A 25,408-nucleotide genomic window follows, 5' to 3' on the forward strand; every position below is an offset into this window, starting at 1 on the left:
CTCGGGTGGTGGTGCTACGACTCGGCGACGAACCTGAAGTAGGTGCGGTACTGGAAGCCGTTGTCCAGGGTCAGCACGAATTCGCGGCAGGTGCCGGCCCAGGCCGGGTCGGTCATCCACGGGTAGTTGTACTGGCCGTTGGCGTTCACCGACAGGTGTGAGCCGCCGGGGTTCCGCGCCGCGACCGGGGTGGGTCGCGGGGTGATCGCGCCGTCGGGGCCGACGGTCCGGAGCGTGTCGCAGTCGACCAGCCGGGAGTACGGCGAGCCGCTGGCGAGGATGTCCAGGCCACGGTTGCTGGCGAGCTTGAACTTCATCGGTACGGCGTCACCGGCGACCACGGTGTTGAGCGCCGGCTGGGCCGAGCGGCCGACGAAGTCGCCCCGGCAGGACGGGTGGGTGTCGAACGCCTCGGTGTTGTCGTCGCGGGCCGTGGTGCCCTGCACCGCGCTGTAGCCGAGACCCCGGCGGGCGAACGAGCCCCAGATGATGCAGGCGTTCTCGCCGCCGGTCAGCGCCGCGTCGGCGGCGATGATGGCGTTTCGGCCCGTGACGAAGCCCGGGCCGCAGCCCTGCATCTTGAGCCCGTCGATGACGAGCTGGAGGGCCAGGTTGTTGCCGCCGGTGTTCCACGCGTCATAGACGGCCGGGTTGAACCCGTGCCGGTCGATCAGGTTCCAGGTCATGTCCCACAGGACCGACGCCCACGCGTGCCCGATGCCGTGCGGCACCGCCAGGGACGTCCCGTTGAGCCAGCCGCCCGTCTTGATCCCGTCGTAGGTGAACGGCTGGATCTCCATGTTCCGGGAGTACGGCCGAGGCCGGATGCCGCCGCCGTGCCGGTCGTCCTGGAACAGCACGTACGGGCCCATGCCGCGCTGCCCGTCGGCCGTGTCGAACGCCGGGTCGAGCAGCGTCGTGACGGCCATGAAGTCACTCCAGCCCTCGCCCATCTGCTCGTTGCCGGTCAGGCAGTTGACCGTCGGGCCACCGGTGAGCCGGTTGGAGATGCCGTGCGTGTACTCGTGCATGATGACGCCGGCGTCGAGGTCACCGTCGCGGATGCCCGGGTGGTCCGGGTGCTTGCGCACCGACCCGGTGGCCTCGCCCGCGGCGATGGCGGCCTTGATGGCGGCGCCGTCGGCCTGGGTCACGGCGACGGCCGGAATGGTGACCGGCGCGGACGTCATGAGCCCGGTCAGCACCGGGGCGCTACCGGTGGCGTTGTGAGCGACCACCATTGCCTTGGCGCCGAGCGACTGGGCGACCTGGGCCCGCTGCAGGTAGCTGCAGGCCGTGGTGCCGCCGTCGACAACGCTGATCCACCCGCCCGACGGCAGGGTGGCCGGGTAGGCCGCCGCGGTGCAGCCGGTGCCCGCGTACACGAAGCGGTGTCCGGCCAGGCCGGCCGCGGTCGGGGCCGGCGTGAACCGCGCCCAGGACGCGTCGAACGAGCCGACGCCGTCCACGACGACCTGGTTCGGGCTGCCGAACTGGGTGCCCGGCCACAGGTACATCTGCATGCGCGGCGCGCCGACGCCGTCCACCGCCGGGGTGGAGAAGTTGGCGTTGTTGGTGCCGCGGCCGTCGGCCGCCTCCGCCCGGACGTAGTCGCTGCCCGCGCCGCCCCGGCCGTAGTTGTTCGCCTGGAAGTTCCCCGACACCTCGTCGAAGCCGTACTGGTAGGTGACGTCGTGGATGATGTTGTTCCAGTAGAACAGGTTGTCGGTCGCGGCGTCCCGGTAGTTCTGGGCGTGCTCGCCGAGGTCGAGCGGGTGGTCGAAGGTCAGGTTCGCGCCGCCGTCCGGGCTGCTGCCGAAGTCGGGCGTGTTGTTGTCGTCCTCGTCGTGGTAGGCGTGGACGTTGTTGCCCTGGGTGGTGGTGTGCTCGGCCCCCGCGGCGCCGTCGACGTCGTGCCAGCCGTACGGCGAGGCCGTCCCGTCGGCCGGGTTGGTCACCAGGGTCCGCGGCGCGTCGTTCGGGCTCTCGGCCGGCCCGGCGAAGACCCGGTAGCTCGAGCCGTCCGCCACCGGGTTGCGCGAACCGAAGGCCGCGCTGTTCAGCGTCGTCGCTCGTCCCGGAGCGCTGCGGTCCAGGTTGTCGGCGACCTCCTTGACGTCCTCGTGGATCGTCCAGTCGTCGGCTTTGAGCAGCTTGCCGCTCTGCGCGTCGACGGCCGCGTTCCACAGGTGGGTGTCGGTGGAGTCGTCGATGACGAGCTGCCAGGCCAGGCGGAGCCCGTCGGCGGTGGGCTGCCAGCCGAGCTTGGCGGGGATGGGCTGGTCCGAGATGCCGGCGCCGGAGACGACGGTGCGCTGGGCGGCGCCGCCGCTGCGGCTCATCACCTTCGGGCCGGCCGGATCGGGCAGATCCAGGGCGTCCGCGGCGGCGTGCACCGCCTCGACCGCGTCGAGCCTGGCGGTGCCGGAGGCGTTGTCGGCCAGCCCGGGGACCAGGGTGTCGCCGACGAACACCACGCTGCCGTCGCGGGCGATGTTCACGGTGGCGGTGGCGCCGAAGACCTCGAGGTCCTTGAAGCGCTGCGCCAGGTTGACGTGGGTCACGCCGTTGTGGCGGCTGGTGTAGCTGGAGGCCACCGCGAGGTCCGCCAGGTCGGTGGCGCGTACCCCGTACTCGGCGGGGTGCGCGCGCAGGTAGGACGTGGCGATCTCGTTCGGCGTGCCCCGGTTGGGGCCGGTGAGGAAGGTCGGGTTCGCCGGGGCGGCCTGGTCGGGTTCCGCCCAGGCGGGCTGCGCGGTCAACGTCGTCATGGACGCGACCAGGGTGGTGGACAGCAGCAACGCGGCGTTGCGGCGACCACGGGACGGGCGTGAGGGCAGAGGCACCGCTGCTCCTTTCGACGTCGGAAGAGACAGCGTCAAGCGCCGATCCGCCCCCGCAGTGAGTCACGGTCGGTGATCAAGCCACTGCGGGGCGAATTGCATCGACGCTACGGGTCGGCTCGTCGACGGTTCATCCGACGAGTGGCGAAAGATCGGCCCTCCAGGTTCGACGCCTGTCGTGACCTGCGGATCACGGGAAGGTAAAGCACGAAAACTTGCCTTCGCAAATATGCACATATACCGCGATGACGTCTTGACCTGCGGCTGAGCGTCGGTACGGTCCTTACTCACACGACGCGCCGTGCCTGCTCAATGGACGCTGCGTCAGGTCCTTCGGACGGAAGGCATCGCATGACACACCACCACCCCAGTCCAAGGTCACGTAGAGGCCGCACAGCACTCGGCATCATCGCGGCCGGCGTACTCCTGGCCGGCGCGCTGCCCGGCACCGCCTCGGCGGCGGAGCCCGATCCACGAATCGGACTCGGCGCCGGCTGGCTCGACGCGCAGTCGGCGATCAGCAACCTCGAGCAGGTCGCGCACCGCGACAAGCCCGCGGGCATGGTCGACCCGGCGAACCCCGGCAACGGCGGGTTCTACAACTCGGACTTCGCCTTCGGCGGCGGGTACGCGTTCACGGGCAACTACAACGGGTTCAACATCTTCGACGTCTCCAAGCCCAGCGACCCGCAGCTGGTCACGAGCGTCGTGTGCCCGGGTGGGCAGGGCGACGTCTCGGTCCACGACAACCTGCTCTTCATGTCGGTGGAGGAGACCCGCGGGCGGGTCGACTGCGGCACGAACCCCAGCGTCGGCACCCGGTTCCAGGGCGTCCGGGTCTTCGACATCAGCGACGTGCGCAACCCGGTGCAGGTCGCGGCGGTTCAGCTCTGCCGCGGCTCGCACACGCACACCGTGGTGACCGACCCCGACGACGCGAGCAACGTCTACGTCTACGTCTCGGGCACCACCTCGGTGCGCCCGGCGACGACGATGGCCGGTTGCAACAACAACCCCGCGAACGGCGAGGACCCGTCGCGGTGGCGGATCGACGTCATCAAGGTGCCGGTGGCGGCGCCTGAGCAGGCCGCCGTGGTGAACCAGCCGCGGCTGTTCGCCGACCCGGAGACCGGCCGGATCGACGGCCTGCAGAACGGGCCGGTGACGCCCCGGCACCCGTCGGGGTCGAACTGGTCGCCCACGCCGAACACCAACGCCTGCCACGACATCACCGCGTACCCGGAGATCGGGCTGGCCGCCGGCGCCTGCCAGGGCAACGGCATCCTCATCGACATCTCGGACCCGGCGAACCCGCGCCGGATCGACGAGGTGTCCGACCCGAACTTCGCGTACTGGCACTCGGCGACGTTCAACAACGACGGCACCAAGGTGATCTTCACCGACGAATGGGGCGGTGGTAGCGGTGCTCGCTGCCGGGACACCGACCAGCCGGAGTGGGGCGCCAACGCCATCTTCGACATCGTCGACCGGAAGATGACGTTCGCCAGCTACTACAAGCTGCCGGTTCCGCAGTCGCTGCAGGAGAACTGCGTGGCGCACAACGGTTCGCTGATCCCGGTGCCCGGCCGCGACATCATGATGCAGGCCTGGTACCAGGGCGGAATCTCGGTGTTCGACTTCACCGACTCGGCCCACCCGCAGGAGATCGCGTTCTTCGACCGCGGGGCGGTCAACGCGAACTCCCTCGTGCTCGGCGGATTCTGGTCGGCGTACTGGTACAACGGCAGCCTCTTCGGCAACGAGATCGCCCGCGGGCTCGACGTGTTCAAGCTGACCCCCAGTGAGCACCTGTCGAAGGCGGAGATCAAGGCGGCCGAGGAGGTGCAGCTCGGCCAGTTCAACGCCCAGGGCCAGCCGAAGATCACCTGGACGCCGAGCTTCGCCCTCGCCCGTGCGTACTACGACCAGGCGGTGCGGGCCGACGCCATCGGTCACCCGCTGAAGTCCCAGGTCGACATGTTCCTGGAGCGGGCCGAAGGTTTCGCGGCCGAGGGCAAGCGGTCCGCCGCTGCCGCTCAGCTGCGGGCACTGTCCAACAAGCTCGGCGCGCCCGAGCACCAGACGTTGAAGAAGGCGGTCCTGGACCTCGCGGACACCCTCTGACCCGTCGCTCAGTGAAGGGCACCTCGGATCGAGGTGCCCTTCACCCTGTCCGGGGTCAGCCCATCTTGGCCAGCATCTCCTGCATCCGCTGGATCTCGATGCTCTGGTCGGCGTTCACCTCACGGGCGAACTGGTCGGTCGCCGGCTCCATGCCACCACCCGAGGCGTAGAGCTCCTCCACCATGCGCACCGCGCCCTGGTGATGGCGGATCATGAAGGTGAGGAAGAGCCGGTCGAAGTCGCCGTTGCGGGCCTGCTTGAGCTGGTCGAGCTGCGCGGCGGTGAGCATCCCCGGCATGAGCTCGTGCCCGGCATGGCCCGCGTTCGGGCCGGTGGTCGGCACGTTCCGCTCCGCGAGCCACCGCTGCATGCGGGTGATCTCGTCACGCTGCGACACGTCGATCCGCTTGGCCAGCAGCGTCACGTCCGGGTTGGTCGTGCGGCCCGGCAGCAGCGCGGTCATCTCCAACGCCTGCCCGTGGTGCGGGATCATGCCCTGGATGAACAGGGTGTCGGCCGCCTTGAACCCGGGCGGCGAGACCCGGGCCAGGTCGTCGCCCGACAGGGATCTGCCGGGTTGACCCGGCGCCCCCGGCTGCACGACGTGGCCGCTCGGCGGACGGTAGGCCGGATCGTCACCGCCGGACCAGAGGGCGAAGCCCACCCCCGAACCGACGGCGACGGTGGCGACAACGGCTGAAATGATCACGCGGCGCGAAAGGGGCATGTTCTGGACCTATCCGGTGTCCGGGCGCGCAGATGTGAAGGTCATCCTGCCTCATTCCCACCAGCTGAGGAACCCGTCGAAGGTGCCGGTCCTGAGCGTTGGTTGGGGCACCCGGGGCCGGTTCGATCACGGCACCGCATAGGGTGCAGGCATGGCGCGACCTGACGGGCGGCGGCCCGACCAACTCCGACCGGTGACCCTGACCCGGGGCTGGAGCACCCACCCGGAGGGGTCGGTGCTCGTCGAGTTCGGGGCGACCCGGGTGCTCTGCACGGCGAGCGTGACCGAGGGCGTGCCCCGCTGGCGCAAGGGCTCCGGGCTCGGCTGGGTGACCGCCGAGTACGCGATGCTGCCCCGGGCCACCAACACCCGCTCCGACCGGGAGAGCGTCAAGGGCCGCGTCGGCGGCCGGACCCACGAGATCTCCCGGCTGATCGGCCGCAGCCTGCGGGCCTGCGTGGACCTCAAGGCGCTGGGTGAGAACTCGGTGGTGCTCGACTGCGACGTGCTCCAGGCCGACGGCGGCACCCGGACGGCCGCCATCACCGGCGCGTACGTGGCGCTGCACGACGCGGTGACCTGGCTCGCCGAGCGCAAGGCCCTGGCGGGCAAGGTGGAGAAGGTCATGCACCGGTCGGTGGCGGCGGTCAGCGTCGGCATCATCGCCGGCGAACCCCGGCTCGACCTCTGCTACGAGGAGGACGTGGCCGCCGAGGTCGACATGAACGTGGTCTGCACCGGGACGGGTGACTTCGTCGAGGTGCAGGGGACGGGCGAGGCCGGCGTCTTCGCCCGGGAGCAGCTCGACGCCCTGCTCGACCTGGGCGTGATGGGCTGTCTGGAACTGGCCGACGCGCAGCGGAAGGCGCTGAACTGATGAACACGGTGCTCCTGGCCACCCGCAACCGGAAGAAGCTCGTCGAGCTCCAGCGGATCCTCGACGGCGCGCTCGGCGCCCACCGGATCGCCCTGCTCGGCCTCGACGACGTCGAGGAGTACCCGGAGCTGCCCGAGTCCGGCCTGACCTTCGGCGAGAACGCGCTGATCAAGGCCCGGGAGGGCTGCCGGCGCACCGGCCTGCCGACGATCGCCGACGACTCCGGTCTGGCGGTGGACGCGCTCAACGGCATGCCGGGCGTGTTCAGCGCCCGCTGGGCCGGTTCCCACGGCGACGACCGGGCCAACCTCCAGCTCGTGCTGGACCAGATCGCCGACCTGCCGGACGAGCACCGCGGCGCCGCCTTCGTCTGCACGGTGGCGCTGGTGCTGCCCAGCGGCAAGGAGCACCTGGTCGACGGCCGGCAGTCCGGCCGGCTGCTGCGCGCCCCGCGCGGCGACGGCGGCTTCGGCTACGACCCGATCTTCCTGGGCGACGGGCAGGAGCGGACCAACGCGGAGCTGACCCCGGCGGAGAAGGACGCGGTGAGCCACCGCGGGAAGGCGCTGCGCGAACTGGCCAAGCTGGTCGCCAAGGTGCTACCGCCGGCCGCCTGACCGACCGCTCAGCGGTGGTGCAGTGTGGTCAGCTCGCCGCCCAGCTCGTGTACGGCCACCCGGTCCTCCATGGCCAGCGCCGTGAGTACCTGCTCCACCTCGGCCAGGGTGGCGTGCCGACCCACCGAGACGGCCGCCTCGGTGTCGAGGTGCTCCACCCAGAGGCCGCCGGGCTCCCAGGCGGTCTGCACGCAGGCGCCGGAGCGGCCCACGCAGGTGAGGCAGTCGTAGCTGGACGGGCGCATGGCGCGGATCCGGGCCAGCAGCTCCGCCAGCTCCATCGGCACCTCCTGCTCCCACCCGGTCGCGTGGCCGCCGGTCACCTCGACGTAGCCGACCGGTGCGGGCTCCGGCTCGCCGGCCGGGGGCAGCCCGCGCAGCGCCCGGACCAGCGCCAGGCCACCGTGCCGGCCCACGGTCCGCGCCGGCACGTCCGGGTCGTCGTACGTGCCGACCAGCGCGTCGCCGCTGCGCCGGACCTGCACCGCACGGCCCTCCCACTGCAGGCGGACCGGGACGGCGGCGGGCAGCCACGGCAGGTGCAGGGCGGTGAACCGGCCGGCCCGCACCGGCCCCTCCGCCGGCGCGTGCACGCCGGTCCAGGCGCCGAGCAGCTCCACGTCGATGTCGACGTCGTCCACCACGGGGGCTGGTACGGCGGCGAGCCGGCCGACCCGGCGCCGCTGCCACCGCAGCGGTACGTGGATCCGCCGGCCGACCTCGCCGTCCCAGTTGACGGTCAGCCCCGTAGCCCGCAGCGCAGCCGCCACCTCCGCGCCGATCTCCGCTGCGGAGGCTCCCTCGAACGCCCCGTATGCGAGCCACACCCCGGAGCCTTCGACGCCCCGTTCGGCGTCCTGCCGGTGGTAGAAGGCGTAGCCCCGCGGCTTCAGGCCCCGCCGCGCCTCGGCGCCGATCTCCTCGGCGCCGCAGTTCTGGCAGCAGGTGAAGTTCTCCCGGGCCACGATCCCGGCGGCGTCGAGCGTCCGGAACGCGGTGGTGAGCCGGTCGCTGTCGGTCGTCTCCGGCCAGGTCTCCTGGTCGGCCAGGTGCGCGGTCAGTTCCTCGGCCACCGCCGCCCAGGCCAGCTCCGCGACCCGGTTCCGCCCGGCCGCGTCGTCGAGGTACTCCACCGTCTCGGTGACGATGGCGGCCGCCGGCAGCTCGGCCAACGCCACCTGCCGGCGCACGAAGGCCCGGATCTGCTCGGCCAGGTCGTCGCCGTCGGGGACGTCGGCACGGTCGGGGGCTGCCACGGCGTCATCGGTCACGGCGGCGAACGGTAGCAGCTCCCGCCGACAGCATCCCTGTTCAGCCCAGCGGGCCCACCTCGCGCTCGATCGCGGCGCGCAGCCCGGGGCCGCGCACGACCTCCCGCGCCGCCTCCATGAGCGGGGCGAGGAACACGTCCGGCCCTGGCTCGCCGGCGACCTCGCCGAGCGCGGCCAGCGCGGCCCGGCCGGCCGGCGACGGGGTCAGCGGCGCGCGGAGCTGGAGCCCGCGCACGGCGGCCAGCAGCTCGACCGCGAGCACGCTGGTCAGGTTGTCCAGCACGGTGCGCAGCTTCTTCGTCGCCGCCCAGCCCATCGAGACGTGGTCCTCCTGCATGCCGCTGGTGGGCAGCGAGTCGACCGAGGCGGGGGCGGCGAGCCGGCGGTTCTCCGCGACGATCCCGGCCGCCGTGTACTGGGCGATCATCAGCCCGGAGTTGACCCCGGCGTCGGGGGACAGGAACGCCGGCAGCTCCCGGTTGCGGGTCACGTCGAGCAGCCGGTCCACCCGGCGCTCGGCGATCGCGCCCACCTCGGACGCGGCGATGGCCAGGTAGTCGGCGGCGAAGCCGAGCGGCGCGCCGTGGAAGTTGCCGGTCGACTCGACCCGCCCGTCCGGCAGCACCACCGGGTTGTCCACCACCGACAGCAGCTCCCGCCCGGCCACCACCTCGACGTAGTCGAGGGTGTCCCGGGCCGCGCCGGCCACCTGCGGCGCGCAGCGCATCGAGTACGCGTCCTGCACGGCGTGCGCCAGGTCGTCGCGGTGCGAGTCCATCACCGCCGAGTTCTGCAGCAGCTTGTGGATGTTCGCGGCCGAGGCGGCCTGGCCGGGGTGCGGCCGGATGGCGTGCAGCTCCGGCAGGAACGGCCGCTCCGAGCCGAGCATCGCCTCGATGGCCAGCGCGGCGGTCACGTCGGCCATGGCGAACAGGTGCCGGGCGTCGTGGATGGCCAGCAGCAGCATGCCGAGCATGCCGTCGGTGCCGTTGATCAGCGCCAGCCCCTCCTTGGCGGCCAGCTCCAGCGGCTCCAGCCCGACCCGGCGCAGCGCGTCGCCGGCCGGGATCCGGTCGCCGGCCGGGCCGAGCACCCAGCCCTCGCCGAGCAGCACCAGCGCGCAGTGGGCGAGGGGCGCCAGGTCGCCGGACGCGCCGAGCGAGCCGTGCTCCGGCACCCACGGGGTGACCTCGTGGTTGAGCAGGTCCACGAGGGCCTCGGCGACCACCGGGCGGACCCCGGAGCGGCCGAGGGCGAGCGAGCGTACCCGCAGCAGCATCATGGCCCGCACCACCTCGCGGGGCATGGGTGCGCCCACCCCGGCGGCGTGCGAGCGGATCAGCGCGTGCTGGAGTTCGGCCCGCCGCTCGGGCGCCACGAAGGTGTTCGCGAGCGCCCCGAATCCGGTGGAGACGCCGTACACGGGCCGGCCGGCGGCCTCGATGCCGTCCACGATGGACCGGCTGGTCGCCATCGCCTCCACCGTGGCGGGGTCGAGGACGACCTTGGCGGTGCCGCGGGCCACGGCGAGCACGTCGGCGGGGGAGATCCCGGTGGGCTGGATGACTACGGTCGACATTGCGGCACTCCGTTGTGCAGAACCTGGCGGATCAAGGGCACACCGGGCCGGTAGGCCAGGTGCAGATGGGACGGGGCGTCGAGGATCATGAGGTCGGCCCGCGCGCCCCGCGCGAGCCGACCCACGTCGGTGCGGCGCAGCGCCGCCGCCCCGCCGGCCGTCGCGGCCCACACCGCCTCCGCCGGGGTCATCCGCATCTCGCGTACGGCGAGGGCGATGCAGAACGGCATGGACGACGTGTACGACGACCCGGGGTTGCAGTCGGTGGCGAGGGCCACGGTGACGCCCGCGTCGAGCAGCCGGCGCGCGTCCGGGTACGGCGACCGGGTGGAGAACTCGGCCCCGGGCAGCAGGGTGGCGACGGTGGTGGTGTGCAGGCCTTCCGGGCACATGCAGCCGACCCGGTGCGACGCGAGCGCGTCGATGTCGGCGTCGGTCAGGTGGGTGCAGTGGTCGACGCTGGCCGCGCCCAGCTCCACCCCGAGCTGCACGCCCGGGCCGGGTCCGAGCTGGTTGGCGTGCACCCGCACGCCCAGCCCGACGGCCTGCCCGCAGGCGAGGATCGCCCGGGCGTGGTCCACGTCGAAGGCGCCCCGCTCGCAGAACACGTCGATCCACCGGGCGTGGGGCGCGGCGGCGGCCAGCATCGGCCCGCACACCAGGCCCACGTAGTCGTCGGGACGGTCGGCGTACTCGGCGGGGACCACGTGGGCGCCGAGGAACGTGGTGTCCTCGGTGAACTCGGCGGCGATCCGCAGTGAGCGGGCCTCGTCGGCGACGGTGAGGCCGTACCCGCTCTTGATCTCGATGGTGGTGGTGCCCTGCCGCATGGCCTCGTCGCGCAGCCGCCGGACGGTGGCCCGCAGCTCGTCGTCGGAGGCGGCCCGGGTGGCGCCGACGGTGGTGCGGATGCCGCCACCGGTGTAGGGCTCGCCGGCCATCCGGGCGGCGAACTCGGCGGCCCGGTCACCGGCGAAGACGAGGTGGGCGTGGCTGTCCACGAAGCCGGGCAGCACGGCCCCGCCCTCGGCGTCGATCCGGCGGTCGGCGGCCGGCGCGTAGCGGGCCGGCCCGATCCAGGCCACCTCCCCGTCCTCGACGAGCAGGGCGGCGTTCCGGCGCAGGCTCAGCTGGCCGCCCGCGCCGTCAGGAGTGTTGGTGACCAGCTCGCCGATGTTGTCGACCAGCAGGCTGCCGGTGCTGCGGGTGGAGGGCCGCGCCGGTCCGTCCGGCCGCACCGGGAAGCCGGTCACGAGGTCACCGCCGCGATGGCGTCATGCAGCTCGGCGGGCACGTCGACGGTCTGGTGCCGGCCGTCGGCCACGACCGTCCGGCCGTCGACCACCACGTGCGTCACGTCGGCCGCGGTGGCCGCGAAGAACGCGCCGACCGGCGGCACCCCGGCCGTCCGGGCGCTGTCCAGCCGTACCGTCACGAGGTCGGCCCGGTCGCCGACCGACAGCCGGCCGGCGTCGCCCCAGCCCAGCGCGGCGTGCCCGGCCACGGTGGCCGCGGTGACCAGCTCGGCGGCGCGGAAGTGCCCCCGCTTGCGGGTGCGCAGCCGCTCGTCCAGCTCGACTGCGCGGGCCTCCTCGAAGAGGTCCACCACGGCGTGGCTGTCGCTGCCCAGGCTGAGCGGGCTGCCCGCCTCGGCCATCCGCCGGGCCGGCCCGATCCCGTCGGCCAGGTCCCGCTCCGTGGTCGGGCAGAGGCACACGCCGGTCCGGCTCTCCCCGAGCAGTGCGACGTCGGCGCTGGTCGGATGGGTGGCGTGCACGGCCGTGGTATGCCGCCCGAGCACCCCGTGGTCGGCCAGCAGCCGGGTCGGGGTGCAGCCGTGCACGGCCCGGCAGGCGTCGTTCTCGGCGGGCTGCTCCGACAGGTGGACGTGCAGCGGCACGCCGGCGCGGTCGGCCAGATTGGCGACGGTGGCGAGCTGCTCCGCCGGCACGGCGCGGACCGAGTGGATGGCGGCGCCGACGCGGGCGTGGTCGTTCTCCGGGCGGAAGGCGGCCACCCGGTCCGCCCAGCGCAGTGCGTCCCCGTCGCCGAACCGGCGCTGCGGCCCGGTGAGCGGCTCGCCGTCCACGCTGGAGGTCAGGTAGCAGGCGTCCAGCAGGGTGAGCCGGATCCCGGCGTGCGCGGCGGCCTCGACGAGTGCGGCCGACATGGCGTTCGGGTCGGCGTACGGCTTCCCCGCCGGGCCGTGGTGCAGGTAGTGGAACTCGCCGACGCAGGTGATGCCCGCGAGGGCCATCTCCGCGTACGTGGCGCGGGCCAGCGCCAGGTAGGAGTCGGGGTCGAGCCGGGCGGCCACGTCGTACATGACGTCCCGCCAGCTCCAGAAGTCACCCCGCCCGCCGTGGGTGCGCCCGCGCAGCGCCCGGTGGAAGGCGTGTGAGTGGGCGTTGGCCAGGCCGGGCAGGGTGAGGCCGGGCAGGCGGGTGGCGTCGCCGAGCACCTCGACCCCGGCGGCGGGCGCGCCGCCGCCGACCAGCGGGGTGACCGCGGTGATCCGTCCGTCCTCGGCCTCGATGAGCACGTCGGGGGTGGGCTCGGCGTGGTCGGGCAGCCAGGCGTACTCGGCGAGCCAGCGGGTCAGCGGCATGCCAGCTCCTCCAGCACCCGGGCCAGGGCGGTCACCCCGGCCGCGCAGTCGGCGTCGGTGGCGGACTCGGCGGGGGAGTGCGACACCCCGGTCGGGTTCCGCACGAAGAGCATCGCGGTCGGCAGGTGCGCGGCCAGTACCCCGGCGTCGTGCCCGGCCCCGGTGGGCAGCACCGGGGCGTCGAGCAGCGCGGCCAGCCGGCCGGCCAGCCCGCCGTCGAAGGACACCAGCGGGGTGGCCGACTCCTGGGTGCAGGTCAGCTCGGTGCCGTCCCGCTTCGCCCGCTCGGCGGCCTTGGCCCGGACCGCCTCGACCAGGCCGTGCAGCGTCTCGGGCTCGGCCGCCCGGGCGTCCAGCCAGCCGGTCACCTTCGACGGGATGGCGTTCGTGGCGTTCGGCTCGACGGCCACCCGGCCCACGGTGGCGTGCGCGTCGCGCAGCCGGGCCTCCTTGTTCGCCGCGAGCACGGTGAACGCGTAGGTGAGCATCGGGTCGCGGCGGTCGGCCATCCGGGTCGTACCCGCGTGGTTGCCCTCGCCCGCGAAGTCGAAGCGCCAGCGGCCGTGCGGCCAGATGGCGCTGGCCACCGCGACCGGCGCGCCGAGGTCGACCAGCGCGCGGCCCTGCTCGACGTGCAGCTCCACGAAGGCCGCGAAGCGGCCGAGCAGGCCGGGGCCGGCGCCCGCCGGCTCGAAGCCGAGGGCCTCGGCGAAGCTCACCCCGGCCGCGTCGCGCAGCCCGGCCGCGCGCTCCACCGCGATCTCGCCGGTGAGCAGCCGCGAGCCCAGGCAGGGTACGCCGAAGCGACCGCCCTCCTCCTCGACGAACGCGGCCACCGCGATCGGCCGGTCCGGGATGACCTGGGCCGCCCGCAGCTCGTCGACGGCGAGGAACGCGCTCACGATGCCGAGCGGCCCGTCGTAGGCCCCGCCGTGCGGCACGGAGTCGAAGTGGCTGCCGGTGAGCACCGCGTCCCCGGCCTCCGGGTCGCCCCACCAGGCGAAGAGGTTGCCGTTGCCGTCGGCGGTCACCGGCATGCCGCGCCGGTAGGCCTCGGCGCGGAACCACTCCCGCAGCGCCAGCTCCGGCTCGGTGAGCGCGTAGCGCAGGTAGCCGCCGCTGCCCGAGTCCCGCCCGACGGGCGCCAGCTCGTCCCACAGCTTGCGGAACCGGACGGCGAGATCGCTCACGCTGCGCTCCGGTTGTTCGCGACTCCGGGGCTCCGCTGCGCTGCACTCCTCGCGCTCACGCTGCACCCTCCGCCATCGGCACCCGGACGCCGGTGCGGGCGGCGACCTCGCGGGCGTCGTCGTAGCCGGCGTCGACGTGCCGGATGACACCCATGGCCGGGTCGTTGGTGAGCACCCGCTCGATCTTCTGCCCGGCCAGGGCGGTGCCGTCGGCCACGCAGACCTGCCCCGCGTGGATCGACCGGCCGATGCCCACGCCGCCGCCGTGGTGGATCGACACCCACGACGCCCCGCTGGCCGTGTTGACCAGCGCGTTGAGCAGCGGCCAGTCGGCGATCGCGTCGGAGCCGTCGGCCATCGCCTCGGTCTCCCGGTAGGGGCTGGCCACGCTGCCGCAGTCCAGGTGGTCCCGGCCGATCACCACGGGCGCGCTCAGCTCACCGGAGGCGACCATCTCGTTGAACCGCACCCCGGCCTTGTCCCGCTCGCCGTAGCCGAGCCAGCAGATCCGGGCCGGCAGGCCCTGGAAGGCGACCCGCTCGCCGGCCATCCGGATCCACCGGGCCAGGGACTCGTTCTCCGGGAACAGGTCGAGGATGGCCCGGTCGGTCGCCGCGATGTCCTTCGGGTCGCCCGAGAGCGCCGCCCAGCGGAACGGGCCCTTGCCCTCGCAGAACAGCGGCCGGATGTACGCCGGCACGAAGCCGGGGAAGTCGAAGGCCCGCTCGTAGCCGCCCAGCTTCGCCTCGCCGCGGATCGAGTTGCCGTAGTCGAAGACCTCGGCCCCGGCGTCGAGGAAGCCGACCATCGCCTCGACGTGCTTGGCCATCGAGGCCCGCGCCCGGTCGGTGAACTCGGCCGGCTTCGTCGCCGCGTAGTCCCGGGCGTCGGCCAGCTCCACCCCCTCCGGCAGGTACGACAGCGGGTCGTGCGCGCTGGTCTGGTCGGTGACGATGTCGATGGCGACGCCCCGGCGCAGCAGCTCCGGGAAGACCGTGGCCGCGTTGCCGACCACACCGACGCTCAGCGCCCGGCGGTCCCGCTTGGCCGCGAGCGCCCGCTCGACGGCGTCGTCCAGCGAGTCGGCGATCTCGTCCAGGTAGCGGTCGTGCGCCCGGCGCTCCAGCCGGCTGCGGTCCACGTCGACGACCAGGCATGCGCCGCCGTTCATGGTCACCGCCAGGGGCTGCGCGCCGCCCATCCCGCCGCAGCCGGCGGTCAGCGTCAGCGTTCCCGCCAGGCTGCCGCCGAACCGCTTCTCGGCCACCGCCGCGAACGTCTCGTAGGTGCCCTGCAGGATGCCCTGGGTGCCGATGTAGATCCAGGAGCCGGCGGTCATCTGCCCGTACATGGTCAGGCCGAGCGCTTCCAGGCGGCGGAACTCCGGCCAGGTGGCCCAGTCACCGACCAGATTGGAGTTCGCCAGCAGCACCCGGGGCGCCCACTCGTGGGTGCGCATCACGCCGACCGGGCGGCCGGACTGCACCAGCATGGTCTCGTCCTCGCGCAGGTCGGTCAGCGTCCGGACCAGCGCGTGGTACGACGGCCAGTCCCGGGCCGCCTTGCCGGTGCCGCCGTAGACCACCAGGTCCTCGGGCCGCTCGGCCACCTCCGGGTCGAGGTTGTTCATCAGCATCCGCAGCGCGGCCTCCTGCGGCCACCCCTTCGCGGTGCGTGCGGTGCCGCGGGCGGCGCGGACGGGCTGGTGCATCTCGTACTCCTCTCAGCCGAGGAACAACTGGCGACGGGCGGCGGACGACTCGAAGGCCTCGAGCCGGGACTGGGTTTCGGCGGGGGTGGCGTCGCAGATCGCCTGGAGCACCACCATGGCCAGGGTCATCGGTGCGGTGTGCAGGTCGAAGACCAGATCGGTGCCGACGGCGGCGGGGAGCACGACCTCGGCGTGGTCGGTGGCGGGGCTCACCGGGGAGTCGGTGATGGCCACGACGGTCAGCCCGGCGTCGCGGGCCTCGCGCAGCGCGTCCAGGGTCTCGCGCGGGTAGCGGGGCAGCACGAAGGCGAGCAGCGCGGTCGCCCCGGCCGCGGCGGCCTGTTCGAGCCGGTCGGCCAGGAGGCTGCCGCCGTCGTCGAGGACCCGCACGTCCGGGTGCACCTTCGCGGCGAAGTACGCGAAATATGCCGCGAGGGGCGCGGCGGCGCGCAGCCCGAGCACCGGCAGCGGCCGGCTGGCCGCGAGCAGCTTGCCCACCTCGGCGATCCGGGCGGCGTCGGCGAGCTGCCCGGCCAGCCGGTCGAGGTTGCCCATCTCGGCGTGGACCGCCCGCTGCAGGGCGTTGCCGGCGTCGGCCGGGTCGGCGGCGCCCGTGGCGGTCAGCTCGCGCAGCCGGCGGCGCAGCGCGGGGTAGCCGTCGTGCCCGAGCGCCATGGCGAACCGGGTCACCGACGGCTGGCTGACCCCGGCCAGCTCGGCCACCTCCGCCGCGGACAGGTACGCCGCCGCGCCCGCCTGCTGAACCAGGCAGTGCGCGATGCGGCGCTGGGTCGGGGTGAGCCGGACGCCGTGGAAGAGGTCGAGCAGGCGGTCGGTGGGTGCCGCACCGCTTTCATTCACGGCCTGACTCTATGCATGAAAACTTTCAGAGCGCAACCGTACGGCTGACGAGCGGCTGTCGTGCGGCCAGATCGTGCCGTGCGGCCGACCGGCGGACAAGGCGGCGGGCGGACCCTCTGTACTATCCGCACGGCGGGTGAGCAGAGGAGTGGGGCATGCAGCCGGAAGGTCCGTACAGGTTCACCGAGACGCTGGGTGAATGCCAGGTGGGCAGAGCCTGGGCGGCCCTCGATGGTCAGGACCGACCGGTGACCGTCGCCGTGCTGGACGGTGCGGCCGCCACCGACCAGCGGTGGCGCGAGGCCTTCGGCAACGCGGCGAACATGCTGGCGCAGGCTCCGGGCGGCCACCGCTATGTCAACGCCGACTTCACCGCCGATCGACCGTGGGTGGCCTACTCCTCTTCGGACAGCGGCGCGGCGGCGCGTCTCTTTCAGACCCTCGGCATGGACTACCAGCCGGTGGCCACCGCAGAGGTGTTGCCGCAGCCGCCGGTGGTGGTCGCGCCGCCGCCCGCGGAGGTAACCCGGCCCATCTCGCCACCACCGCAGCCGATCTCCGGCGCGCCGCAGCTGCCGTGGGCGCCGCAGCCGTGGGCGATGGCGCCGCAGCCGGTCTCCGCCGCGCCGATCTCTCCCGTCGCCACCCCGCCGACGCCGACGGTTCAGGACCCGCTCGACCAGACCGGCGGGCGGCGGATCGCGCCCGTGGAGCGGCCGACCCGCAGCCGTACGGGGATCTGGGCGACCGCCCTGGCGCTGACCGCCGTGGTGGCCGCGGGAATCGGGCTGCTGGCGGGCGGTGCGCTGGGCTCGGACGGTGGGAAGGCGAAGCCCGGCCCATCGGCCAGCGCAGCCCTGCCGGTGTTCGAGGCGAATCAGGCCTCACTGAACAAGACGAAGTTCGACGGTGATCTGGCACCGCTCGCCGAGCCGTGGTTGGACAAGATGGGCGGCTGCGCGGTCAATGGTGAGGTGGGCGGGCCGAAGCTCCCCGCGGACGAGAAGAAGCACGTCTTCTGCCGGTACGGCGGAGTCTCCCTCCACTTCAGCCAGTACGGGGGGAGCGTCGAAAAGGACGCGGCCCGGGCGTACCGGCAGCAGCTGAACCTGGCCGGCGGGGCTCTCGCGCCGGGGCTGCGCGAGGCCGCCCGTACCACGGGCGGGACCAGCGGAGCCGCCGGCAGCTACGTGGAGTACGCCTTCAAGGGCGACGATGAGCGCACCATCTGCGGCGTGTGGTGGGACCGCGACGACGCGGCCGCCGCCATGTACATGGAAACGCTCTGCGAGAGCGGGCTGGGCGGCAACTGGGACGCGCTGCGCGACCTGTGGCGCCGCACCAGCTGATCGCCTGCCCCCACCGCACCTGGAGCACCAGAGTGGACGAACGGCCATGACATCGCTGGAGAACGCTCGCGGGGTCCAGGACATCGGCACCCCGACGGCCCTGCTCGCCGACCGGTCGGTGGCTGTCGTGCACGAGTGGTTCAGTGCTGCCGGAGGCTCGGAGAACGTCTTCCTGGCCATCGCCGACCTGCTGCCGCACGCCCGTCGCTACGTGCTCTGGGCGGAGCCGGACGTCCCGGCCGCCGAACTCGGTCTCCGCGAGTCGTGGCTCGCCCGTACCGCGCTGCGGCGCAGCAAGGCATTGGCCCTGCCGGTGATGCCGTTGGCCTGGCGTACCCTCGCGAACGAGTCGTTCGACGTGGTCGTCTCCTCCAGCCACGCGTTCGCGCACACCGTGCGGCTCGGCCCGCCCGCGCACACCCGACACCTCAGCTACGTGCACTCGCCCGCGCGGTACATCTGGAGCCCCACCGTCGACGGGCGCGGCTCCAACCCGTTGCTGGGGGTGCCCCGCCGCCTGCTGCGCACAGTGGACCTGCGACTCAGCCGGCACGTCCACGCGTACGCCGCGAACTCCCTCGAGGTGCGGGACCGGATCCGGCGCTACTGGAAGCGCGACGCGGTGGTCATCCACCCGCCCGTCGACGTGGACCACTTCGCGACAGCGGCGGGGCCGGAGCAGTCCCGGGACTACCTGCTCGGGGTGGGCCGGTGGATCCCGTACAAGAGATTCGACCTGATCATCGAGATCGCGGAGGCCGCCGGCCTACCGCTGGTCATCGCCGGCTCCGGCCCCGAGGAGGCCCGGCTCCGGCGGGCCGCCGCGCGGGTCAGCGTGCCGGTCACCTTCGAGGTACGCCCGACCCGGGAGCGCCTCCGCGAGCTCTACCAGGGCGCGTTGGCGCTGCTCTTCCCGGTGCACGAGGACTTCGGCATCATCCCGGTGGAGGCCCAGGCCGCCGGCACACCGGTCATCGGCCTGCGCAGCGGCGGCCTGCTGGAGACGGTGGTCGACGGCGAGACCGGCTTCCTGGTCCCGTCGGCCCGGCCGGAGGAGCATGCGGCGGCCGTCCGGCGGGTCAGCGAAATCTCGGCCACGCGGGTCCGGGAACACGCCCGTTCCTTCGGGCGGGACCGGTTCGCCGCCCGGATGAACGAATGGGTCGCCGATGAATGTCGCTGAGCCCACCACCACCGTTGTCGACGCCAGCGGCGTCGGACCGGGCGGCATCACCCGGACGCTCACCGAGGTGGTCCGGCACTGGCCGGCCGGTCAGCGCCTGGTGGTCGTCGCGGCCCCGGCCGGATGGCAGCTCCCCGCCGGCCACGTCGCCGAGGTCGAGCTGCTCAGCCGCCAGGTGGCGGGTCGGGGTCAGGCGATCGGACGGGCCGCCGCGAGTCTGCGCGCCATCACCGGCCGGCTCAAGCCGGGCGCCCGGGTGCTCTCGATGAGCCCGTCCGCCGCCATCCTCGGCAGCCGGCTGCCGGTCACCACCGTGGTACACGACCTCGCGTTCCGGCTGTGGCCACACGATCTGTCCGCCGCGGTACGCCGGTACCGGCAGATCAGCTACGGGACGGCCGTGCGCCGATCGAGCCTGCTGATCTGCGTCAGCGCACGGACCCGGCACGACCTGGCGGGTCTCTACGCGGTTCCGGAGGAGCGCACGGCCGTCTGGCACCCGGGAAGCGACCTCGCCGCGAGCCCAGGCGACCCGCCCGCGCCGCTGGTCGAGCTGCGCCGCCGCGGCGGCAGCTGGCTGGTCGTCGCCGGGCACGCACCGCACAAGGGCGTCGAGCTGGCCGTCGACGCCCTCCCGTCGCTGCCCGGGCAGGTGCTGGTCGTGCTCACCGGAGGCAACCGCGTCCAGCGGTACGACGACGCGGTGCGCCGGGCCGGCGTGGCCGACCGGGTCCTCTTCCTCGACCACCTGCCCGAGTCGCAGTACGCCGCCACCGTCGGCGGCGCGGCGGCCTTCCTCATGCCCAGCCACTTCGAGGGCTACGGACTCCCCGCGGCCGAGGCTCTCCGCCTCGGTACCCCCACGGTCGTCTCGCCCGACCCGGCACTGCACGAGGCGACCGGCGGCCGGGCGGTCCGGATGACCGCGTGGACACCACAAGCGCTGGTCGCCGCGGTGACCGAGGCCGCGGCCCGCCCCCGCCCCACGCCCGATCGGCACGGTCGCTCCTGGCGTACCTCGGTCGCGGAACTGGCCGACCTCATCGCCGCTTCGGCCGGTCCACGACCGGCCGCCGCCCGGGCCACGAGGTAAGGAGGCGCTGGGTGCGCATTGCCATGGTCCACTCCTCCTTCGGGGTACGCGGTGGCGCGGAACGGTACGTCCGCGACCTGGCCCGGGCACTCACCGCCCGCGGGCACGTGGTGACCATTCACAGCCGGCCCTCCGACGGGGCGGAGCCCGGCGACCGTCCGGTACCGGAACGTGTCTCCGCCCGGCTCGGCCGGCGGCTGCCGCGGCTCGCGAAGCTCTGGACCCACCTCGGCGACCTGTTCGACCCCACTGGCCTCCGTCCGGCTGACCTGCGGGAGGTCGATCCCGACGTGGTGCACCTGCACAACTGGCAGGGGCTGGGTGTGTTACCGCTGGAGCGGCTCCTGAAGGCGTACCCCGCGGTGCACTCCGTACACGACCACGCGGTCTGCGACCCCAACAACGCGCTGGGCAACCTGGGCCGCTCGCGGAGCCTCGACCGGCTGTTGCGGATGCGGTCCGGTTGGATCATGCGCCGCTTGCGCCGCGCGGTGCTGCTCTTCCCGTCCGAGCGGACCCGGCGGCGGGTCCGGGCCAGCGCGCCGCGCGTTGCAGTCGCCGACCGGGTGGTGCCGCTCGCGGTGCCGAATCACCCGAGGCGCGCGGCCTGGTCGCCGGGCCGCCGCGACATCTTCCTCTACCTGGGTGTCCTCGACCGGCACAAGGGCCTTGACCTGCTGCTCGACGCATGGCGCGAGGCCGGCCCGGCGACCGGCGGGGTCCTGCTGATCGCCGGCGACGGTCCGCTGCGGCCCGAGGTGGAACGGCTGGCGGCCAGCGGTGCGTCGGTGCGATACCTCGGCTACCTCGATACGGCGGGGAAGGAAGCCGCCTTCGCCCAGGCCGGCTGGCTGGTCTTCCCGAGCCGCTGCGCGGAGACCTTCGGGCTGGTCTGCGCCGAGGCGCTGATCGCGGGCCGGCCCGTGCTGGCCAGTGCGGTCGCGGCTCCGCCCATGGCCTCCGATCGCTCGGTCCTGCTCTTCGAGCAGCCGGAGGAGCTGGCCGCGCTGCTCCGCCGGGCCGCCGGCATGCCCGACGACGCGTACACGGCGATGACCGCCTCCGCCCTGGACGATGGCCGCCGGCTCGACTGGGACCGGCACGTGGACACGATCATCCAGAGCTACCAGTCCGTCCTCGTGGCGCGTGCCGAGGACGGACACCTCGAGGTGACCCGGTGATGAGCTCGGTCACGGCAGCCCGACGGGCCCTGGCCGCCCGCATGGTCCGGCCGTCGAGGCGGTTGATCGGGGCCGGAGTCCTGCTGGTGGCGGCGGTGGTGGCCTGCGTGCTGGCCGGGCTCTCCCCCCTGCTACCGCTCTTCGTCACCCTGCTCGCCGTCGTGGCGGTCCGTCGAGTGGCCGGTCTCGCGTACGTGCTGATCGTGCTGAACGCGCCGCTGGGTCTCTGGTTCGTCGGGGCGGAGGGCCTGGTCGGTGACGCCTTTGGCGGACGCGACTACGCCCTGGGGCTCTCCGCGGCGGTGGTGGTCTGTGTGTTGTCCATGCTGACCGCGTTTCAGCACCGGTGGTCCGGGCGGCAACTGCTGTGGGCGGCCGCCGGCCTCGTCACCGTCGCCGTCTGGAGCCTCATCGGCTTCGCTCAGCACGGAGTGGCGCAGACCCTGGTCGGCGTCCGGCTCACCGTCCTGCCGGTCCTGTTGCTGGTCGTTCTCTGCTCGCTCACCCGCCCGCAGGTGCTGTCGCTCATGACGGTGCTGGCCTGGCTGATGGTCGCGAACGCGCTGGCCTCGATCGGGGAGCTGATGGTCGGCCCGGCCCGCCTCGTCCAGTGGGGCTTCGAGGAGAACACCGCCGTGCGGTACATCGGCGACACCTTCCGGGTGCCCGGTCTCACCTCCTTCAACGCCGAGTTGGGCATCCTCGCCGGGGCGTACCTGTTGGGGTACGTGGCCCTCTGGCTGACCCCGGGCGCGCGCCCTGGCCGGCGAACCTGGCATGCCGGCGCGCTCGCCGCCGTCATCTGTCTCGCCCTGAGCACCAGCCGCTCCGGGGCGGTGCTCGTGGCCGGCGGGGTGTTGGCCGCCGTAGTGCTCAACCGGTCCGGTGGCGCCGCCGGCCGTCGCCGCGCGCGGATCGTCGGCCTCGCCGTGGTGGCCGTGCTCGCCGCCGGATTCGTCGCGGTGGGAGCGACCGGCGCGCACAGCCTCTTCGAGCGCTTCGACGTCTGGGCCCGACTGCTCGGCGACGACGTGCCGCTGTGGGGCCTCGGCCTCGGCGGCGTGGGGGCCGCCACCACCTCCCGGGTCACCACCGGCCCGCAGGTCTTCGTGGACAACTACTTCGTCAGCGTCGCCCTCCAGTTCGGCCCGGTGCTGGGCGTGGCGCTCGTCGGCGCGGTCGGGTACCTCCTGTGGTGGCTCTGGCGGCGCACCGCCGACCGCCCGGTGTCGGTCCTCTTCGTCGCCCTGCTCGCCGGGCTTGCCTGCGCGTCCCTCCTCATCGAGGCGTGGGAGTACCCGGGGGCGATGATGTGCCTGGGTCTGTTCGTCGCCCACGGCATCCGGCTGGAGGCCGCGCCACCGGACCCTGCGGAGATCCCGGAGCAGTTGACCGGGGTGTGGGTACCGGCGGCGCCGAAGGACGGTGAGGCGCCCATCTCCTGGTCGGCCATCCGCCCCGGGGCGACCGAGACCGACACCGAGAAAACCGGACCATGAGCGGGCTCCTCGAGGCGGGGCGGAAACTGCAACGCTCGCAGCTGTCGGTGCAGGGGCTCGCTCGGCTGTGCAGCGTGTCGATCTTCCTGCTCGCCTCCTGGGCCGACACCGATCGGCTGGCGCTCGTCGCGCTCCAGGGCACGCTCCTCGCCCTGCCGTACACGCTGATGGAGTCGCTGGTCGGCCGGCCGATCTCGGCCGGGCTGGTGCCCGCCGGGTGGTCGCTCGACGCCTGGGCGCGCCGGGTCGCGGCGGCCGCGATGCTGCCGGTCGGCGTGATCGGCTTCCTGTCCGCCTCGCTCGCACTGCCGGACACCGGCATCGTCGACCGCCTGATCATGGTGGCCCCGGTGGTCCTGCAGCTGCCCCTGGAGGCGCTCTTCTGGTCGACCGCCCGCACGCGTTCGCCCCAGCGGGCCAACCTGATCCCGCAGCTGGCCGCGGTCGGCACGGTGCTCACGGGCGTCGCCTTCGCCGCCGCCGGTTTTCGCGTCGATGTCGCCGCGGCGCCGGCTCAACTCGCCGTGCTCGCCTGGGTGCTCGCCGCCGGCACGACCGGACCGGACCGGGCACGCCCCGGCGTTCTGGCGAGTCTGCGGGTCGGATCGGCGTACCTCGTGGCGGCCGCCGTCGACCTGGCGTACGCGGTTGCCCTGCCGTCCGTCGCCGGCGCGATCGCCGGCCAGCCGGCAGTGGTGGTGTTGCGGGCGCTGGACCTGGCCTTCGGCCCGTTCCACGTGGCGCTCTCGGCGAGCACGCGGGAGGACATCGTGGCCGGCCGGCACACCCGGTGGCGTACGGGCACCCGCGGACTGACCGTGGCAGCCCTGCTCGCGGTCTCCACCGTGGTCCTCGCGAGCGACCGGGTACGGGCGCTCCTCGCCGACGACCTCGCCGCCGCGGGAACCACCGTCGTCGCCCTGTACTGCGCCTACAAGGCGTTCCTGGCCGCCGCCACCTGGCTTGCCACCCGCCACATGATCTGGGCGCCCCCGCGCCGGTTCCTGATCTCCGCGATCGGCTCCCGGACCATCGCGTTCGGCGGGCTGGCGGTATCGGCCGTGCTCGCCAATCAGGTCCGCGGCCTGGTCGCCCAGCTGCTGGTCAGTGAGGTGCTGGTTGTCGGCTGGTTCCTCGCCCGGATGTTTCTCGGCACCCGGACCCGGGGCGGTGGCATACCCGCCGTCGCTCCGGCCGGGGCTGCCGCCCCGGCCTCGGTGGCGGCACCAGCTCGGTCGGGGCAGCCGTAGGGCCGCCGGTCAGGGCTCGGTCGCCATCACGTGGACCGCGCCGTTGGGAAACATCGCGCAAAGCTGCGTCCGGCCACCGACCTCGCGGGCGAAGAGGCGTACGCTCCCGTCACCCGGGCGCGCCGGGGTGGGCTGTGCGCGCAGGTCGAACGCCGGCCGGACGACGAGGTTCTTGTCGGGATGGCCGAGCCCCTGAGTGATCTCGACCTGGGTGGTGGGTGCCGGGGTGCCGATCCACCCCCGGCCGGAGCCGGGGATCAGGCGGCCCTGCTCGTCCTGGGCGCCGGGCTGGGACAGGCTCAGCCGGACGCTGGACAATCCCCGGTCGGCTCCGAAGTCCACGGCGGCGGTGCCGCAGTTGACCACCTTGCCGTCGATCAGGCAGCCGGAGGGCTCGTCCGGCTGCAGCCCCGGTACGAACTGCACGCCGATCTCCGGATGCGGGTCGATGTTGTTGTAGCCGAGCACCATGCCGCCGATCCACCGGCAGTCGTTGCGCGAGATCCGCACGCCCACCCCGCCGCTCAGGTCGGCGTAGCAGTTCATGCAGGCGATGCCGGTCGCCGCGAGGTCGAACGAGACGTTCTGCTTGATGCCCCAGGCGTGGCAGTTCACCATCAACGTGCCCATCGAGTCCCCGGCCAACCGGAACCCGGTAGCGCCGTTCTCGAAGGTCAGACAGTTGAGGAACATCGAGTCGTGCGGCCCCTGGAAGTTCACCCCGTGGCCGTCGTTGCCATGGGTCCGTACCGCGGTCAGCCGCGCCTCCATCTGGTGCGACTGGCTGGGCAGCGCCCCGATCGGGCCCCACTCGCTCACGATCCCGTCGTTGCGGCAGTTGAAGACGATCACCTCGGTCAGCTCGTACCCGTAGCCGTAGACGCGGAGACCGTAGCCCCCGTCGGGGTTCTTCGCCTTGTTCCCGTCCAGCGTCAGGTCGCGGACGCTGAACAGGGTGATCCCCTCGCCTGAGCCGGTCCCGTTCAGCCGGGAGTATCCGTCCGATTCGAGGATGGCCGAGTTCGCACCGGGTCGCAGCCGAAGGATCGTGGCATCGCCACCCGAGCCCCGCAGGTGAACCCGTGAGCGCAGGGTCAGTTTTCCGGTGAGGTATTCCCCCGGAGGGAAGAACACGATGCCGCCGGTGTCCCGTACCGCGTCGATCGCTCGCTGGACGGCCCGCGTGTCGTCGGCGGAGCCGTCGCCGGCCGCCCCGTGGTCACGGACGTCCACCATTCCGCTGGCACCGGAGCCGCCGAGGCCGGCGGCCGCCGCGGCGCCGCCCAGGGCAGCGGTGCCGAGCCCGGCGGCGAGGGCGCCACCGCGGACGAGAGTTCGCCGGCTCACCGCCCGGTAGCCCGCCGTTCCACCGACACCGTCGTAGCCCATGGGTCCCCCTCCGCGCATCGTGGACGAAGTCCCTCGTCCCGGGCCCGGACGATGAT

Annotated in this window: 19 protein-coding genes; 9 read left to right on the forward strand and 10 right to left on the reverse strand. The window is 73.3% G+C overall.

What is annotated here, in order from left to right; all coding sequences use genetic code 11:
* Positions 1–14: 14 nt before the first annotated feature.
* Entirely contained in the window at positions 15–2,846 is a 2,832-nt protein-coding gene (locus GCE86_RS00085; RefSeq protein ID WP_244317125.1) for a M36 family metallopeptidase, read from the reverse strand.
* Positions 2,847–3,194: 348 nt separating this feature from the next.
* Here GCE86_RS00085 and GCE86_RS00090 point away from each other — a divergent pair, with 348 nt between their 5' ends.
* Positions 3,195–4,967 carry an LVIVD repeat-containing protein gene (locus tag GCE86_RS00090; RefSeq protein ID WP_204343014.1) on the forward strand — a complete coding sequence of 591 codons (1,773 nt, stop codon included), beginning with the start codon at positions 3,195–3,197 and terminating at the stop codon, positions 4,965–4,967.
* Between the two features lie 55 nt (positions 4,968–5,022).
* Here the strand turns inward: GCE86_RS00090 and GCE86_RS00095 are convergent, their stop codons facing one another.
* On the reverse strand, positions 5,023–5,676 hold the full coding sequence (locus GCE86_RS00095; RefSeq protein ID WP_154225001.1) for a DUF305 domain-containing protein: 654 nt from the start codon (positions 5,674–5,676) through the stop codon (positions 5,023–5,025).
* Between the two features lie 169 nt (positions 5,677–5,845).
* Here GCE86_RS00095 and rph point away from each other — a divergent pair, with 169 nt between their 5' ends.
* Together rph and rdgB are read left to right on the forward strand one after the other, a co-directional pair.
* Positions 5,846–6,571, forward strand: a complete 726-nt coding sequence (rph, locus tag GCE86_RS00100; RefSeq protein ID WP_154225002.1) for a ribonuclease PH — start codon at positions 5,846–5,848, stop codon at positions 6,569–6,571.
* The gene (gene rdgB / locus GCE86_RS00105) at positions 6,571–7,188 is read left to right on the forward strand and encodes an RdgB/HAM1 family non-canonical purine NTP pyrophosphatase (RefSeq protein ID WP_154225003.1); all 618 of its coding nucleotides are present in this window, start codon (positions 6,571–6,573) and stop codon (positions 7,186–7,188) included. The genes rph and rdgB overlap by 1 nt, the downstream gene beginning before the upstream one ends.
* Before the next feature lie 8 nt (positions 7,189–7,196).
* Here the strand turns inward: rdgB and GCE86_RS00110 are convergent, their stop codons facing one another.
* The 7 genes from GCE86_RS00110 to GCE86_RS00140 are packed head-to-tail and all read right to left on the reverse strand — an operon-like array spanning position 7,197 to position 16,408.
* The gene (locus GCE86_RS00110) at positions 7,197–8,459 is read right to left on the reverse strand and encodes a DUF6891 domain-containing protein (RefSeq protein WP_154225004.1); all 1,263 of its coding nucleotides are present in this window, start codon (positions 8,457–8,459) and stop codon (positions 7,197–7,199) included.
* 40 nt (positions 8,460–8,499) lie between these two features.
* Positions 8,500–10,038, reverse strand: coding sequence for a histidine ammonia-lyase (gene hutH, locus GCE86_RS00115; protein ID WP_154225005.1), 1,539 nt, complete (start codon positions 10,036–10,038; stop codon positions 8,500–8,502).
* The gene (gene hutI, locus GCE86_RS00120) at positions 10,026–11,291 is read right to left on the reverse strand and encodes an imidazolonepropionase (RefSeq protein WP_244317126.1); all 1,266 of its coding nucleotides are present in this window, start codon (positions 11,289–11,291) and stop codon (positions 10,026–10,028) included. Before hutI ends, hutH begins: the two co-directional genes overlap by 13 nt.
* Complete coding sequence (locus tag GCE86_RS00125; RefSeq protein ID WP_154230269.1) at positions 11,288–12,640, reverse strand: formimidoylglutamate deiminase; 1,353 nt, start codon at positions 12,638–12,640, stop codon at positions 11,288–11,290. Before GCE86_RS00125 ends, hutI begins: the two co-directional genes overlap by 4 nt.
* Complete coding sequence (locus tag GCE86_RS00130) at positions 12,637–13,836, reverse strand: allantoate amidohydrolase (protein ID WP_154225006.1); 1,200 nt, start codon at positions 13,834–13,836, stop codon at positions 12,637–12,639. The genes GCE86_RS00125 and GCE86_RS00130 overlap by 4 nt, the downstream gene beginning before the upstream one ends.
* Positions 13,837–13,891: 55 nt before the next feature.
* On the reverse strand, positions 13,892–15,547 hold the full coding sequence (gene hutU, locus GCE86_RS00135) for a urocanate hydratase (RefSeq protein ID WP_154225007.1): 1,656 nt from the start codon (positions 15,545–15,547) through the stop codon (positions 13,892–13,894).
* A gap of 12 nt (positions 15,548–15,559) precedes the next feature.
* Positions 15,560–16,408: a MurR/RpiR family transcriptional regulator gene (locus tag GCE86_RS00140; RefSeq protein WP_154225008.1), complete on the reverse strand. Its 849-nt coding sequence runs from the start codon at positions 16,406–16,408 to the stop codon at positions 15,560–15,562.
* A 248-nt stretch (positions 16,409–16,656) separates the two neighbouring features.
* On the opposite strand from GCE86_RS00140, the gene GCE86_RS00145 reads away from it, so the two are divergent.
* From GCE86_RS00145 to GCE86_RS00170, 6 genes are read left to right on the forward strand one after another with little or no spacing between them, the layout of a single operon-like run.
* Positions 16,657–17,757: a hypothetical protein gene (locus GCE86_RS00145; protein WP_244317128.1), complete on the forward strand. Its 1,101-nt coding sequence runs from the start codon at positions 16,657–16,659 to the stop codon at positions 17,755–17,757.
* Between the two features lie 46 nt (positions 17,758–17,803).
* Positions 17,804–18,940: a glycosyltransferase gene (locus tag GCE86_RS00150; protein WP_154225010.1), complete on the forward strand. Its 1,137-nt coding sequence runs from the start codon at positions 17,804–17,806 to the stop codon at positions 18,938–18,940.
* Positions 18,927–20,033, forward strand: a complete 1,107-nt coding sequence (locus tag GCE86_RS00155) for a glycosyltransferase family 4 protein (RefSeq protein ID WP_154225011.1) — start codon at positions 18,927–18,929, stop codon at positions 20,031–20,033. Before GCE86_RS00150 ends, GCE86_RS00155 begins: the two co-directional genes overlap by 14 nt.
* 11 nt (positions 20,034–20,044) lie before the next feature.
* Positions 20,045–21,214 (forward strand): glycosyltransferase, encoded by a 1,170-nt coding sequence (locus GCE86_RS00160; RefSeq protein ID WP_244317129.1) that lies wholly within the window; start codon positions 20,045–20,047, stop codon positions 21,212–21,214.
* Positions 21,214–22,713 carry a hypothetical protein gene (locus GCE86_RS00165; protein WP_204343015.1) on the forward strand — a complete coding sequence of 500 codons (1,500 nt, stop codon included), beginning with the start codon at positions 21,214–21,216 and terminating at the stop codon, positions 22,711–22,713. The genes GCE86_RS00160 and GCE86_RS00165 overlap by 1 nt, the downstream gene beginning before the upstream one ends.
* Positions 22,710–23,963 (forward strand): hypothetical protein, encoded by a 1,254-nt coding sequence (locus GCE86_RS00170; protein WP_154225012.1) that lies wholly within the window; start codon positions 22,710–22,712, stop codon positions 23,961–23,963. Before GCE86_RS00165 ends, GCE86_RS00170 begins: the two co-directional genes overlap by 4 nt.
* A 9-nt stretch (positions 23,964–23,972) precedes the next feature.
* On the opposite strand, the gene GCE86_RS00175 is transcribed toward GCE86_RS00170, so the two are convergent.
* Positions 23,973–25,352 carry a glycosyl hydrolase family 28-related protein gene (locus GCE86_RS00175; RefSeq protein ID WP_154225013.1) on the reverse strand — a complete coding sequence of 460 codons (1,380 nt, stop codon included), beginning with the start codon at positions 25,350–25,352 and terminating at the stop codon, positions 23,973–23,975.
* Positions 25,353–25,408: the final 56 nt, after the last annotated feature.

Source organism: Micromonospora terminaliae (assembly GCF_009671205.1).
In the GTDB taxonomy this organism is placed as follows: domain Bacteria; phylum Actinomycetota; class Actinomycetes; order Mycobacteriales; family Micromonosporaceae; genus Micromonospora; species Micromonospora terminaliae.